Origin of the sequence: Pseudomonas fluorescens, from assembly GCF_900215245.1 — a bacterium.
Lineage (GTDB): Bacteria > Pseudomonadota > Gammaproteobacteria > Pseudomonadales > Pseudomonadaceae > Aquipseudomonas > Aquipseudomonas fluorescens.
Map to the genome: position 1 here is coordinate 3,053,371 of NZ_LT907842.1, position 13,875 is coordinate 3,067,245.

The 13,875-nt window shown below is 57.7% G+C and carries 18 protein-coding genes and 1 tRNA gene; 2 read left to right on the forward strand and 17 right to left on the reverse strand.

What is annotated here, in order from left to right:
- The first annotated feature begins 5 nt into the window (after window positions 1-5).
- Both sctT and sctU read left to right on the forward strand, forming a co-directional pair.
- The gene (gene sctT, locus CPH89_RS14020; protein WP_053254245.1) at window positions 6-794 is read left to right on the forward strand and encodes a type III secretion system export apparatus subunit SctT; all 789 of its coding nucleotides are present in this window, start codon (window positions 6-8) and stop codon (window positions 792-794) included.
- Window positions 791-1,888 (forward strand): type III secretion system export apparatus subunit SctU, encoded by a 1,098-nt coding sequence (gene sctU / locus CPH89_RS14025; protein ID WP_053254246.1) that lies wholly within the window; start codon window positions 791-793, stop codon window positions 1,886-1,888. Before sctT ends, sctU begins: the two co-directional genes overlap by 4 nt.
- Here sctU and CPH89_RS14030 read toward each other — a convergent pair whose 3' ends face one another.
- The 17 genes from CPH89_RS14030 to ispE form a co-directional block, all read right to left on the reverse strand.
- Window positions 1,889-2,260: a hypothetical protein gene (locus CPH89_RS14030; RefSeq protein ID WP_053254247.1), complete on the reverse strand. Its 372-nt coding sequence runs from the start codon at window positions 2,258-2,260 to the stop codon at window positions 1,889-1,891.
- Window positions 2,257-2,460, reverse strand: a complete 204-nt coding sequence (gene hrpT, locus CPH89_RS14035; RefSeq protein WP_053254248.1) for an HrpT family type III secretion system protein — start codon at window positions 2,458-2,460, stop codon at window positions 2,257-2,259. The genes CPH89_RS14030 and hrpT overlap by 4 nt, the downstream gene beginning before the upstream one ends.
- Window positions 2,457-4,598, reverse strand: coding sequence for a type III secretion system outer membrane ring subunit SctC (gene sctC, locus CPH89_RS14040; RefSeq protein WP_053254249.1), 2,142 nt, complete (start codon window positions 4,596-4,598; stop codon window positions 2,457-2,459). The genes hrpT and sctC overlap by 4 nt, the downstream gene beginning before the upstream one ends.
- Before the next feature lie 14 nt (window positions 4,599-4,612).
- Window positions 4,613-5,011, reverse strand: coding sequence for a hypothetical protein (locus CPH89_RS14045; RefSeq protein ID WP_053254250.1), 399 nt, complete (start codon window positions 5,009-5,011; stop codon window positions 4,613-4,615).
- A gap of 1 nt (window position 5,012) precedes the next feature.
- On the reverse strand, window positions 5,013-5,228 hold the full coding sequence (locus CPH89_RS14050; RefSeq protein WP_053254251.1) for a hypothetical protein: 216 nt from the start codon (window positions 5,226-5,228) through the stop codon (window positions 5,013-5,015).
- A 96-nt stretch (window positions 5,229-5,324) separates the two neighbouring features.
- Window positions 5,325-5,924, reverse strand: a complete 600-nt coding sequence (sctL, locus tag CPH89_RS14055; RefSeq protein ID WP_053254252.1) for a type III secretion system stator protein SctL — start codon at window positions 5,922-5,924, stop codon at window positions 5,325-5,327.
- A 16-nt stretch (window positions 5,925-5,940) separates the two neighbouring features.
- A complete protein-coding gene (locus tag CPH89_RS14060; RefSeq protein ID WP_232005446.1) occupies window positions 5,941-6,498 on the reverse strand; it encodes a type III secretion protein in 558 nt (185 codons plus the stop codon).
- The gene (gene sctJ, locus CPH89_RS14065) at window positions 6,473-7,255 is read right to left on the reverse strand and encodes a type III secretion system inner membrane ring lipoprotein SctJ (RefSeq protein WP_053254253.1); all 783 of its coding nucleotides are present in this window, start codon (window positions 7,253-7,255) and stop codon (window positions 6,473-6,475) included. The genes CPH89_RS14060 and sctJ overlap by 26 nt, the downstream gene beginning before the upstream one ends.
- A 6-nt stretch (window positions 7,256-7,261) precedes the next feature.
- On the reverse strand, window positions 7,262-7,630 hold the full coding sequence (locus CPH89_RS30585) for a hypothetical protein (protein WP_232005447.1): 369 nt from the start codon (window positions 7,628-7,630) through the stop codon (window positions 7,262-7,264).
- Between the two features lie 62 nt (window positions 7,631-7,692).
- On the reverse strand, window positions 7,693-7,878 hold the full coding sequence (locus CPH89_RS14075; RefSeq protein ID WP_053254254.1) for a hypothetical protein: 186 nt from the start codon (window positions 7,876-7,878) through the stop codon (window positions 7,693-7,695).
- Between the two features lie 178 nt (window positions 7,879-8,056).
- Window positions 8,057-8,980, reverse strand: a complete 924-nt coding sequence (locus CPH89_RS14080; RefSeq protein ID WP_053254255.1) for a sigma 54-interacting transcriptional regulator — start codon at window positions 8,978-8,980, stop codon at window positions 8,057-8,059.
- Between the two features lie 337 nt (window positions 8,981-9,317).
- On the reverse strand, window positions 9,318-10,418 hold the full coding sequence (gene ychF, locus CPH89_RS14085) for a redox-regulated ATPase YchF (RefSeq protein ID WP_053254256.1): 1,101 nt from the start codon (window positions 10,416-10,418) through the stop codon (window positions 9,318-9,320).
- A 21-nt stretch (window positions 10,419-10,439) separates the two neighbouring features.
- The gene (gene pth / locus CPH89_RS14090; RefSeq protein WP_053254257.1) at window positions 10,440-11,024 is read right to left on the reverse strand and encodes an aminoacyl-tRNA hydrolase; all 585 of its coding nucleotides are present in this window, start codon (window positions 11,022-11,024) and stop codon (window positions 10,440-10,442) included.
- A gap of 167 nt (window positions 11,025-11,191) precedes the next feature.
- Window positions 11,192-11,791 (reverse strand): 50S ribosomal protein L25/general stress protein Ctc, encoded by a 600-nt coding sequence (locus CPH89_RS14095; protein WP_053254258.1) that lies wholly within the window; start codon window positions 11,789-11,791, stop codon window positions 11,192-11,194.
- Between the two features lie 138 nt (window positions 11,792-11,929).
- Window positions 11,930-12,871 carry a ribose-phosphate pyrophosphokinase gene (locus CPH89_RS14100; protein WP_003208392.1) on the reverse strand — a complete coding sequence of 314 codons (942 nt, stop codon included), beginning with the start codon at window positions 12,869-12,871 and terminating at the stop codon, window positions 11,930-11,932.
- 46 nt (window positions 12,872-12,917) lie between these two features.
- A tRNA-Gln gene (locus CPH89_RS14105) sits at window positions 12,918-12,992 on the reverse strand.
- Between the two features lie 37 nt (window positions 12,993-13,029).
- Complete coding sequence (ispE, locus tag CPH89_RS14110; RefSeq protein ID WP_207201168.1) at window positions 13,030-13,833, reverse strand: 4-(cytidine 5'-diphospho)-2-C-methyl-D-erythritol kinase; 804 nt, start codon at window positions 13,831-13,833, stop codon at window positions 13,030-13,032.
- Between the last annotated feature and the right edge of the window lie 42 nt (window positions 13,834-13,875).

Genomic DNA, 13,875 nt, shown 5'->3' on the forward strand with positions numbered 1-13,875 from the left:
TGCCTGTGTTGCTATACCTTGAGTTCCTGCCCAGCCTGCTGATTGGCATGGCGCGCATTTACCCCTGCGCGTTCCTGGTGGCGGCGTTTTGTTTTCAGCACATCCGCGGTATGCCCCGGCACACGATCGTGATGGTCATGGCGCTGCTTCCCGCACCCGGTATCCACGCCGCGTTGACGGGTAGTGACTACTCGGCACTGCTGCTCGCCGGGCTGGTGCTCAAGGAGGCGATGCTGGGGTTTTTGCTGGGCGTGTTGCTGTCGATGCCGTTCTGGATGTTTGAGGCCGTAGGGGCGCTGTTGGATAACCAGCGGGGTGCCTTGGCCGGTGGCCAGTTGAACCCCTCGCTTGGCCCGGACGCTACGCCCGTCGGCCACCTGTTCAAGGAACTGGCAATTTTTCTATTGATGGCCACCCTGGGCCTCGGGGCGCTGACCCAAGTGATTTGGGACAGCTACGAAATCTGGCCGCCGACCGCCTGGTTCCCGGTGGTGGGGCCTAATGGGTTTGGTACGTTTATCGCGCTGCTGGGCGATACCTTCACGCACATGATGCTCTACGCGGCGCCCTTTATCGCGGTGTTGCTGTTGCTTGAGTTCGGCATCGCTTTGCTTGGGCTTTACAGCCCCCAATTGCAGGTGAGTACGCTGGCCCCACCGGTCAAATGCCTGGCGGGGATTGGTGTTTTGATCCTGTACTTTGCGTTGCTGCAGGACTTGATCGTCGGGCGCATGGTGTTGTTGGGTGACCTCAAGCACTCCCTCGGTTTGATGTTCAAGGTCGCGACGCCATGAGTGATTCAGGCGAGAAAAAGCACCCCGCCAGTGCCAAAAAACTGCGCGACCAGCGCAAGAAAGGCCAGGTCGCCCAAAGTCAGGATGTCGGCAAATTGCTGGTGCTGACCGCCATCAGTGAAATTGCGTTATTCACCGCCGAAACCAGTCTGCAGCGCTTTCAGCAACTGATGGCGTTACCCCTGTCGCGCATCGGCCAGCCTTTTGTTCACGCCCTTGAGGAAGTGCTGTTGGACGCCTTACGGGTGTTTTTCTCATTCGCCCTGTTGATGGTCGGCGTGGCGATTGCCGTGAAGTTGATCAGCAGCTGGATGCAGTTCGGGCTGCTGTTTGCACCGGAAACCTTGAAGCTGGATTTCAATCGCCTCAACCCGCTCAAACAAGCCAAGCAAATGTTCTCCAAACAATCGCTGATGAATGTGTTGATGGGCATCGTCAAGGCGGTGCTGCTGGGCCTGATTCTGTACGTGGTGATCGGCCCGTCATTGAGCGCATTGATCAACCTCGCCAACAGTGACCTGCAAAGTTACCTCCTGGCGCTTATCACCCTGTTTCGCCATTTGCTGCATGCGTGCCTGGGCTTGTTGCTGGCGCTGGCGCTGATTGACCTGACACTGCAAAAGTATTTCTTTGCCCAGCGCATGCGCATGACTCAGGTTGAGGTCGTCAAGGAGTACAAGGACATGGAGGGCGACCCCCACGTCAAGGGCCAGCGGCGCCAGCTTGCGCAGCAACTGGCTCAGGAGGAGCCGAAGGTCAAGCTGCCCAAGCTCGAAGAAGCCGACATGCTGGTGATCAACCCCACGCACTTTGCCGTTGCCTTGTACTACCGCCCCGGTACAACCCCACTGCCGTTGTTGGTGGACAAGGGCACCGATGCCGAGGCGCGACACTTGATCGCCCGCGCCAAGGCCGCTGATGTGCCGGTGATCCAATGTGTGTGGTTGGCGCGGACGCTGTATGAGAAAAAGCTGGGGGCGAGCATTCCTCGCGACACGTTGCAGGCGGTGGCCCTTATCTACCGGACCTTGCGCGAGCTGGATGATGACGCCAAGCGTGAAACCCTGGAGTTGCCGGAGCTTGAGCAACGCTGATCAGCGAGTCATGCGGCCGTCCAACGCTTCAAGGTTAGCCAGCGAGAGCATCCGGCTGAGCGTTGCCTCACGTTCAGTGCGTTGCGCAGGCAGCGCATGCCAGATCACCAGGGCGCGTTGGCCATCGAGGTAGGCAAAGCAGCCCTCGAACGCGACGGCCTGTTCGAAACGGCGTTGCAATACGCGTTGCAACTGCCCGGCCTGCAACGCCTCGCCGGCGATTTGCAGGCTCAGCCCCTGGCGTGCGCCGACCTGCACTGTGCACAGCTTGATTCCCGGGCTGAGCGCCTGGAGAGCGGCATCGTCGCTCTCCAGGCGGTCCAGGAACGTTTGGCGGTCCAAGTCATTGCCAGGTAGGCCCATCGCACTCATCGTTCCAAAGACACTGTCTGATAGTCCGGGCGCTCGCCGGATGGGCCAGGGGCCACGCGCATCTGCGGCGGCCACCAGACCACCAGCGTGTCAGCACTCGATTGCGGGCGTGTGCAGGAATCGCCTTTGCAGGTGGGCGTACAGCCGGCGACGAGCAGTGCCGCACCGATCAGGGTGGCGTACAAGAGTCCGTGGTTCATGGTGTGGTCTTCTGGGTTGGGGTGAGGAGGGAAGGGCGTGTCACGCCAATGTGTTCATCCTTCACGACGGGACGCATGGCGATGAACACTTCGGCTTCCTCACCCGGCTTGAGCCAGGCGCGTGGCCAGACACTGACCGCCAGGGTCTGCGAGTTGCTGCATTCATTTTCATCGATACGCACATTGCGTTTGATCTGGTTGCGCAGCACCACGACCGCCACGTTGAACTGTGGGCCGCTGTACCACTGGCTGCGTTCGGTGTTGAGTGCCAACACATCGCGAGTGGTGCACAACGTGTTCAACCCCAAAGGCATCGGCCCAGCCTTGAAGCCATCCGGCACTTGCCCGCTGACCAGACGCGCCAGGGTGCCGGTGATGTCGCTGCGCTTGATCTCCGGCTGGTGAGGAGAAAGGCGGCGGGCCAAAGGTTTGAGGGCGGCCTGCAATTCGGCCAGGTCTTCTTGGGGCAAGTAGCGTGAGGGGTCGTCCTGATCGCCGATGACCCGTGGGGTCAGGATGAACAGGCGTTCGCGGCGGTTATTCAGTCGCTCAGTCGAGGAGAACAACGCCTTGCCCAGCAACGGGATATCTCCCAGCAGTGGCACCTTGTTTCGCTTGTCTGTGTTGTTCGTAACGTGGAACCCACCGACCACCAACGAGCGTTTCTCTGCCATCACCGCTTGTGTGCTGACCTTGCCTCGGCGTACATCGAGGTCTTTGATCGAGGGGTTGGACTCATCGAAATTGCCGTCTTCAATATCCACCACCAAATGGATCTGATGGCTGCCGCGGCTGGTGATGACCCGCGGCACTACCTGAAAACTGGTGCCGACGGTGACCGGCAAAATGGTTGCGTTCTCTGTGCCCGCCTCCAGGAACCGCGTGCGGTTGAAGTCGATGACCGCCGGCTGGTTTTCCAGGGTGAGCACCGACGGGTTGGAGACCAGGGTCGCCAGGCCTCGGGCCTCCAGGGCGCGTACGGCAGCGATAAAACTGTCGCGGTTGGCAATGGCCAGCTGTGAGGTGGTGCCGGGCGCTACGCTGGCGCCGCCACGGAAACGGCTGTTTTGGAAGCCCCAGGTGACCCCGAATTCGTTCAGCTGCGTGCGCTCGATATCGAGGATGATTGCGTCGATCTCCACCAGTTTGCGCGCCACGTCGAGTTGGGTGATCAACTCGCGGTACATCGCCTGGCGCTCCGGCAGGTCGTAAATCAGTACCGCGTTGTTACGCACGTCGGCCTCGACACGGATACGACTGGTTGCACGTGAGGTGCGTGGGGTGAGCGATGCGCCGGTCGCCAACTCCCCGGTGTTGGCTGAAGTGCCGAGCATTTGCTCCAGTAGCGGGTTATTCAGCCGGGGCACGTTCGGCGTCACCAGAGCGTTTTGCGGCTGGGCGCCGGGAGGCTGGCTCGCGCTCGAGAGTGCGGAGGGCGTGCGCGGTTCCAGCAACCCGCGCAACATTGTGGCGATGCCCGGGATGGTCAGTTTTTCACCGCGATAATCCACGACGCGGTCGGTGGCGTTGGCAAACTTCAGTGGATAACTCAGTACGCTCTGTTTTTCATCCGGCACGCGGCGCTGGCTGCTGAATTGTTTGATCTGTTCGATATAGCGCCTGGGGCCGGAGACCAGCACCACGCCGTCTTCGGGCAGCTCGCCCCAGCCGAAGCGAGCATCGAGCAGGCCGATATCGGTCAGTGCTTGCTTGAGATCGGAGAGGGTCTCGGAGGAGACTTCCAGTCGCGCCGACTCTTGCTGGTCCAGCGTGCTGATGTACAGCGTGTTGTTGTACAGGTACCACTGAAAGCGGTGCTCAACGCTGAGCCTGTCGAGCAATGATTGAGGGGTGTTGGCGCGTATCTTGCCATTGACCAGGCCTTCCAGCAGGCCTTCGACCTGTAGCTGGATACCAAAGGTTTGCGCGAAATCTTCCAGCACTTCCCGCAGGGGCTTGTGCTGCGCCTCATAGGCGTAGGCGGTGTTTTTCCATTCGGGCGGAATGGCGGCCACGGCGCTTTCCAGAGGCGCCAGCAACCAGGGCAGCAGCAGCAGGCTGCGCCAGTGACTACTTTTGGTCGCGCACGCAGACGAGTCGGCGCACAAACTTAGGCGTTTGTGGGGCTTGTTGTACATGGAGAGTTCTCTGATTAATGCGCCAGCGAGCGTAGCGACAAAGAAGGGGGCGGCAGTGCCGGCCGAAGCTGGCGCGCGACCATCGCGCGCCAGGCGTCACGTTGGTTGAGCAGGTTTTCGACGCAGCTCAAGACGTGTCTTGCATCCAGATCATCCGGCAGCGGCAGGCACTGAACCAGCCACAGCGTGCCAGTGTCGGGCGCTTGCGCCAGGGCACCCTGGAAGTGGTTCAGGCTGGGTTCACCTGGCCGCATCCAGGTTTCCAGTTGCGCGTTATCGGGCCTGTGCAGCGTCAGTTGGACACTCAATCGCAGTGTGTCCGACAGGCGTTGCAGGGTCATTGCGTAGCCGTCTTCAAACAGGCTGAGTGAGTCTTCACGACCCTGCGCCCAGTGGATGATCAGGGCGCTCAACTTACTGCACGCCGTCGAGCGCTGTTTTGAGCAGCATGTGCCGGGCACGGATCTGTTCGTGAAAGGCCCACTTGGCATTACGTTGCTGCAGGCCCAGTTCGAAAAGGTCGACATCGGCGTCGTCTATGTCGGGATCCGCTATCGCCGTTTCCGCGCGATTTTTTTCAATGTCGCTTCGTCTCAACAATTGGCTCTTCAGGTTTGCGTAGAATTCCATAGACGTTTACTCGTGATGTGTATCAGCTATGTGGTGTGCAGATCGCCACCAGTTCCATGCGGATGAACGTTTTTGAGCCCTCAGGATTGCCACGTTTCACCCAGGGCGTTCACTTGAAAATGCTTCTTCGGTGACGAGTAAAATTTTGCGCATCGAGGCCCAATCGATACGAAAGTCGCCCTCGTCTGTTTCCAGTACCAGTGTCTGCGGCCTAACCCTGTTATCCGCGCGAAGTGCCCAGTGGGTGATGTCCAGCATGGCCAGAGATTGCTTCAAACTCTCCACCTCCTGCGGGTGACACAGGAGTGTTGCGGTGACGCTGGGAAGCTGTGTGGCCATCAATCGTTTGATCAGGGCGGTGAGGCGTTGCGCGGGGGGAATGTCGTCCAGCAGGCAACACAGTGCCTGGTCGGCGATCGACGTGGCGTATCGCTCCAGGTGGTTGCACAGGGTTTGGCGTTGGTGTTCCCACTGTTCGAGCTGGGCGTTCGCCCGTTGCCAGAATGCCAGCTGGGCTTGCTCAAGCAGGGCGTCGCGCTGTTTTGCTGCCTGGCTCAGCACCTCATCGGCCTGGGCTTTGGCACGCGCCAGCATTTGGCTGGCGTGAGCGCTCTCCCTGAGCATTTCCTGGGTAATCAACACAGGTGCCTGGCCGGGGGAGCTGTCGTATAAGTCAATTTTGCGTCGGCATAGCATCGAGGGGCAGCTCTGTTCAGTTTAGGAAGTCTTCGTCGCTCGTGGTCGTCACTCGCCAGACGATGGCTTGCCAGAGCGTGTCGAGCCGACTGTGTGCGTCTTCAAGTGAGTAAGATGTGGCTTCCATTTGCTGCACCCGTGGGCGTGAAAAACGCAAGCGAAGCCGTTGCCAGATGGCAGGGGAGACCCAGGCACGCAATAGCTGCAGTGGATCGTCGTCGGGCTGCAACAAGGCTTCAGGGCTTAGCGCTTTGGAGAGGCGCAGGCACCATTGGTGATGGATGTCGCTTACCGGTCCGTCGATAGGGCGATGACAGGTGTTGCCCAGCAGAGCCAGCATCTGGTTGAGTTGTTCGGTTGAGGCGAGGGCCAGCCGAAGTACGCTGGTGTGAGGGGGCGGCGGCAGGCAGGGCGCAATACCCAGCAGCTTGCTGATTCGCGCGTGCTGGGCACGACGGAGTGCGTCCACGCTGTCCTGGTCAAGTACACGCCAATCTGCATGTGAGGCTTCCCAGGGAAGGGCCCACCATTGGGCCCAGGCGCGATGTTCACTCATCGGGTAACGTTGCCCCATGGGGGGTCGCCTGCGCGCGCTTTCGGTTACGCCAGAACAGTCCGCCGGCCACTGCCAGCACGCTACCGACCACTAATAGCGCTACGCAGGCGCGCCAGAACGCAACGTCGCCTTCCGGGAGCAGGAAAGGCCCGAAATAGCCCAGTCGCTGCTGTTCCGTATAGGCGGTGGACGGGACAAAAACCACGGTCAGTTTTTGTGAGTTATCCACTGCCGTCGACATGCCGGGGATACTGCTGGCGACCATACGGCGAACCCGGGCGCGAATATTATCGGGCTCAAGCCTGGGGTCATGTTTGATAAACACCGACGCGGAGGCGGGCTGCACCGGTTCCCCTGGCGCGACACGTTCGGGTAGCACGACGTGGACGCGTGCGACGATAACGCCGTCGATATTCGACAGGGTGGCTTCGAGCTCCTGGGACAAGGCATAGATATAACGAGCTCGTTCCTCCAGCGGGGTGGAAATGACGCCCTCCTTGCGAAAGGTTTGCCCCATCGTCACCCGTGCAACCTTGGGCAGCCCGGCGGCTTCCAGCGTACGAACCGCCCGGCTGATGTCCGAGGCGCTGACACGAACAGTCACGCCCTCTTTGGCCGGGACTTTTTGTGCGCGTATGTGTTTGTCCGCCAGTTCCGCGATGACCTCATTGGCTTCCTGTTCGGACAATTGGCGGTGTAATTCAACACTCTCACCGCAGCCGCTCAGCATGAGTAACAGCGATAACATGAAGCCCGGGGTCAGGAGACGGATCATTTTTACCTACTGCAGGTTGCTGATTTTTTCGAGGAATTGGGCGGTTTTACCGACGCTCTTGGTCAGCACCTGGGTGAGCAGCATGGTGTCTGAAAGGTTGCCGGCATAGTTGGCGCTGTCCTTTTCCTTGTTCCCGGTGCTGTAGGCACGCAGGCCCTTGGTCAAGCCGGTGGTCGACTTGATCAGTTGATTGGACGCATCGACCAGTAGGTTTGAGGATGGGGACGCTGATGAAGCAGTGACGCGGCGTGCCGAACCTTCCAGTTGTGAGCTGAAAAAACTCACATCTTCCCGTGGGAGCGTCGACTCTTGAGAATGGGTGGAAGGGGGCAGGGCGTTGTTGTTACCCGACATGAGGTTACGGTCTACACGCATAGAGGGCCTTCACGAGTGATGGAAGTAGCCTCTCCTGCCGTTGGGCAGGAGAGGTTGGCGAGTTATCGCACGGCTTCAGCGTTCTTTTTTGCTTCGTTCGTTTCGTAAACCTTGTTGCTTCGTACGAAGGATTTACGTTGCATTTGGTCGCGCTCCCGCTCCAGGTCCTCGTTGTTTCCGGTGGAACCAGAACCGAAGTTAGCGCCGAGGGCGGAGAGGAAGGATGAAATGCTATTGATGCCGCTCATGTTGAAGTCTCCACAGTTAGTGTAAGAAATATCAAGGGTAAGCCAAGTTGACTGTCGGTGTTTACGACGTCTTAGAAAGCGCCTGGCTTGTAACGTGTGTGGTCGCTCCCCACAAAAGCGTTCCAAATATTTCACCGTGGGTATTTCAAATTGTACGTTTGAGTTGCAGTCACTGACGTTAACTCAGTGCTATATCCAATTGCTTCATCCGGTAGTAAAGCGTGCGTTTGGCGATACGCAGTTCAACCGCCACGTCCTCTACGTTATGCGAATGACGGCGCAGCGACTCTTCAATCAGTATTTTCTCTATTTGTTGTAAGCGGTCTTTCAAGTTCAACGGTATTTGCTGGGCCGGCACCGACGTCACTGACAGCGGTGGCAGCCCCAGTACAAAGCGTTTGGCCGTAGAGCGCAGTTCGCGCACATTGCCCAGCCAGGCGTGACATAACAGTTGTTGCAGCAACTCGTTGGAGGCAAGAGGAGGGGCGTAGTTGAAGTTGTCGGCCTCCTGTCGAACCATGTCGAGGAACAAGGGCACAATCCGCTCGTGCCGCTCTCGCAGGGGCGAGAGCTTGATGTTGACGACATTCAGGCGGAAATACAGGTCACGCCGGAATGTGCCTTGTTCGACCATCTCATGCAGTGACTGCTGGGCGGAGGCGATGACGCGCATGTTCACAGGGATGAAGCGGGTGGACCCCAGGCGTTCGACACCGCGGGCTTCCAGCACACGCAGTAGTTTGGCTTGCAGCGACAGCGGCATGCTGTCGATCTCATCCAGGTACAACGTGCCCAGGTGCGCGGTCTCGATAAAGCCTGCCCTCGACTGCACTGCGCCGGTGTAGGCGCCACTGTTGACACCGAAGAGCTGGCTCTCCGCAAGGCTTTCCGGGATGGCGGCGCAGTTAACTGCAACGAAGTTGCCGCGCCGGCCGGACAGGCGATGTATCCGTTGTGCCAAGGTATCTTTGCCAGTACCGGTTTCCCCTAATAGCAGGATGTCGACATTGAGTGCGGCTGTCGTATTGAGTGTATTTTCAATATCCACGTCCTCAATGAATGGGACGTCCAATTCATCTTCCTTTTGGTAGGCAGCCGACATTTTGCTATCACTTCACTGTTAGTCGCGGGGTATTCAATGGGGCGCAGTAGACCGTAATTTATCCTGGGTGTCACTGTTCTTTAAGTAGGAAAATGTCTTGGTCTATATCAGGATTTTTAAGTGCGCGCTACGCTGAGTTTAGTTCAAGCGTTGTTGTCGGAAAGTGCGGGTTTTATGTGTAGGATTAAACTTAAAGTCCAGTGGATTAAATGAGGCTTGTTTTATTGGGTTAAAGGGCTTAAGGCTTATATCAGGTTGCGACATGCCAAACAGCAGACACAAAAAAGCCGATGCAGTGCATCGGCTCTTTGTTTGCGACGTACGCCGCAGGTAACGCTTAAACGTTGAAGCGGAAGTGCATCACGTCGCCATCCTTGACGATGTATTCCTTGCCTTCCAGGCGCCATTTACCCGCTTCCTTGGTACCGGCTTCACCCTTGTACTGGATGAAGTCGTTATAGGCGATGACTTCGGCGCGGATAAAGCCTTTTTCGAAGTCGGTGTGGATCACGCCGGCGGCCTGTGGTGCAGTGGCACCGACTTTGACGGTCCATGCGCGTACTTCTTCGACACCGGCAGTGAAGTAAGTCTGCAGGTGGAGCATTTCGTAGCCCGCACGGATTACACGGTTCAAGCCAGGTTCTTCCAGGCCCAGAGCCTCGAGGAACATGTCTTTTTCTTCGCCGTCATCCAGTTCGGCAATTTCTGCTTCGATCTTGTTGCACACCGGAACAACGATGGCGCCTTCTTCGTCGGCAATAGCCTTGACCACATCGAGCAGCGGGTTGTTCTCGAAGCCGTCTTCAGCAACGTTGGCGATGTACATGACCGGCTTGGTGGTCAGCAGATGGAAGCCTTTGATCACCGCTTTTTCGTCGGCATTCATGCTCTTCATCAGGCTGCGCGCAGGTTTGCCCAAGGTGAAGTGAGCGATCAGTTGCTCCAGCAGGCCTTTCTGGACCACGGCATCTTTGTCGCCGCCCTTGGCGTTACGCGCGACTTTCTGCAGTTGCTTTTCGCAGCTGTCGAGGTCGGCGAAGATCAGTTCCAGATCGATGATCTCAATGTCGCGTTTCGGGTCGACGCTGTTGGAAACGTGAATCACGTTCTCGTCTTCAAAGCAGCGGACCACGTGGGCGATGGCATCGGTTTCACGGATGTTGGCCAGGAATTTGTTGCCCAGACCTTCACCTTTCGACGCGCCGGCCACCAGGCCCGCGATGTCGACGAATTCCATCGTAGTCGGCAGGATGCGCTTCGGATTGACGATAGCCGCCAGTTCCTGCAGGCGCGGGTCCGGCATGGCTACAATGCCGCTGTTGGGTTCGATGGTGCAGAAGGGGAAGTTCTCCGCCGCAATACCGGACTTGGTCAAGGCGTTGAACAGGGTGGATTTGCCGACGTTGGGCAGGCCGACGATGCCGCAATTGAATCCCATGGTGTTTCCCCTCGGTAAGAGTCAGGCCTTCTGGCTGTGCAGGTTTTTCATCGCACGGTTCCATTCACCGGCGAAGATATCCGGCAGCACGCCGAGGGCAAAGTCGATGCTGGCATCGAGTTTTTCCTGTTCGGCGCGTGGCGCACGACCCAGGACGAAATTTGAAACCATACTGGCGACGCCTGGGTGGCCAATGCCGAGCCGCAGGCGGTAAAAATTATTCTGATTGCCCAACTGCGCAATGATGTCGCGCAGGCCATTGTGGCCGCCATGCCCGCCGCCTAACTTGAGTTTGGCAACGCCGGGTGGCAGGTCCAGTTCGTCATGGGCCACCAGGATTTCTTCGGGTTTGATCCGGAAGAAGCCCGCAAGCGCCGCGACAGCCTGGCCGCTGCGGTTCATGTAGGTGGTGGGAATCAGCAGACGAACATCCTGACCCTGGTGCGAGAAGCGCCCGGTCAGGCCAAAATATTTGCGATCAGCCGTAAGGCTCACACCTTGGGCGTGGGCGATACGCTCAACAAAAAGGGCCCCCGCGTTATGCCGGGTCTGTTCGTATTCGGCGCCTGGATTTCCCAGGCCAACGATCAGTTTAATGGCAGTCACGACAGGGGCCCTTCCTTTGGAGTTGTGGGTAACATCGCCAGACCTCAGTGCGGCGAAAGTGGACGGCAGGAGCTAACTTATCCAGAGATAAACTTCGCGTTGTCGCCCGCTTTCTCGCTACGTTCTGGTCCGCGATGTTTCCTCAAGCTCCGGCAATACAGAGTGAATTACTCTGCAGCGCCTTCTTCAGCTTCTGGTGCAACGCGTGGAGCGTGAACGTTTGCAACAGCTTTGTCATCACCGTGAGCCAGTGCAACAAACTCAACGCCTTTAGGGGCTTTGAGGTCGGACAGGTGAACGATGTCGCCGATTTCCAGAGCCGACAGGTCGACTTCGATGAACTCAGGCAGGTCTTTCGGCAGGCAGGTCACTTCGATCTCGGCAACAACGTGCGAAACTTCGCCGCCTTTCTTGACCGGAGCTTCTTCACCAACAAAGTGCACAGGCACGATAGCGGTCAGTTTCTGACCGGCTACTACGCGTACGAAGTCAGCGTGCAGCACGTGGCCTTTGGCTGGGTGACGTTGCAGGGCCTTGATGATGACGTTCTGCTTCTTGCCGCCAACGTTCAGCTCGATGATGTGGCTGTAGGCCGCATCGTTTTCGAGCAGTTTGGCAATTTCTTTGGCCAGCATGCTGATGGATTCAGGGGCTTTTTCGCCACCGTAAACTACAGCTGGAACCAGGCTTGCGAGACGACGCAGGCGGCGGCTCGCACCTTTCCCCAGGTCGGAACGCAGTTCAGCATTCAAAGTAAAATCGTTCATGTTGTATCTCCAAAATAACCACATTCGCCCCAGCGTTTGCGACCAGCGCTAAAGGCGATATGGGCAAAAAAGCCCCGCCCCAACAGAATGCTGGGGCGGGGCGCTTTTCGTCAGTGTGTGTTTCGTAAGGGCTGACCCTTAACGGAACATCGCGCTGATCGATTCTTCGTTGCTGATGCGGCGAACCGCTTCGGCAACTACCGGTGCGATATCCAATTGACGGATACGCGAACAGGCTTGAGCTGCTGCGGACAACGGGATGGTGTTAGTCACCACCAGTTCGTCCAGCATGGAGTTCTCGATGTTCTCGATCGCTCGGCCCGACAGCACAGGGTGTGTGCAGTAGGCGAAGACTTTTGCTGCACCGTGCTCTTTCAAGGCTTTGGCCGCGTGGCACAGGGTGCCGGCGGTGTCGACCATGTCATCAACCAGAATACAGGTACGCCCTTCGACATCACCGATGATATGCATCACTTCGGAGTGATTAGCTTTTTCACGGCGTTTGTCGATGATCCCGAGATCCACGCCCAGGGATTTGGCAACCGCCCGTGCACGCACGACGCCACCAATGTCCGGGGACACGATCATCAGGTTTTCAAAGCGCTGATCTTCGATGTCATCCACCAATACCGGGGAGCCGTAGATGTTATCTACCGGAATATCGAAGAACCCCTGGATTTGGTCAGCGTGCAGGTCAACCGTGAGAACACGGTCGATGCCTACCACGGTCAGCATGTCAGCGACGACTTTCGCGCTGATAGCCACACGTGCGGAACGCGGACGGCGATCCTGACGGGCATAACCAAAGTAAGGGATTACAGCTGTGATTCGAGTCGCTGAGGAGCGCCGGAAGGCATCAGCCATCACGACGAGTTCCATCAGGTTATCGTTGGTCGGAGCGCAAGTCGGCTGAATAATGAAGACGTCTTTACCGCGGACGTTTTCATTGATCTCGGCTGTAATTTCGCCGTCGGAGAATTTACCGACAGAGATGTCACCGAGAGGGATATGCAGCTGACGTACGACACGTCGAGCCAGATCGGGGTTAGCGTTCCCCGTAAAGACCATCATCTTGGACACGCGCAGTACCTAGAGGCTGAGGGTAACCTGGATGAGTATTAGAAAATGGCAGGGGCGGCTGGATTCGAACCAACGCATGGCAGGATCAAAACCTGCTGCCTTACCGCTTGGCGACGCCCCTGTATCTGTTGCAACGAGTACCCAGTACTCGGTTCCTTTTAGAGCAGACTTTGCAGCTTGCGATGCAACATCGAAACGTTGCTTCCCTTTGCTACAAACCCTGTAAGGGTCTCTGTAAGAAGGGCCGAGACTTTATCAGCTTCAGCTTTGCTTGGGAAGCCCCCAAACACACAACTTCCAGTTCCGGTTAATTTTGCTTCGGTAAATTTACCTAACAAATTCAAAGCGTTACGTACCTCTGGATAACGCCTTGCTACAACCGGTAAGCAGTCATTTCGACTGTTTCCCTTGGGAACGGGGCGCACTTTAATGGGAGGAGAGTTACGTGTCAACAGTGGATCTGAAAAAATTTCTGCTGTACTTACAGATACTTGCGGAACAAGCACGACATACCACGGCTCTTCGGGGTATTCCGGGGTGAGTTTTTCGCCCACGCCCTCGGCAAAAGCCGCGTGCCCACGCACGAAAACCGGGACGTCGGCGCCCAGTGTCAGGCCCAGCGTGGCCAGGCGATCGAGGTCCCAACCCAGTTGCCATAAGTGATTCAGGCCGAGCAGCGTGGTCGCGGCATTTGAACTGCCGCCACCGATACCGCCGCCCATAGGCAAAATTTTATCGATCCAGATGTCGATGCCGAGCGCGCAACCGGATTGCTCCTGAAGTTTTTTCGCGGCTCTCACAATCAGATTGCTGTCGTGGGGCACGCCGTCGAATTCGGTGTGCAATTTGATCGCGCCATCGTCGCGTATGGCGAAGGTCAACTCATCGCCGTAGTCGAGAAACTGAAACAGCGTCTGCAGCTCGTGGTAGCCGTCTTCACGGCGACCCAGAATGTGCAGCATCAAATTGAGTTTGGCCGGGGAGGGCAGGGTCAAGGTGGTGGC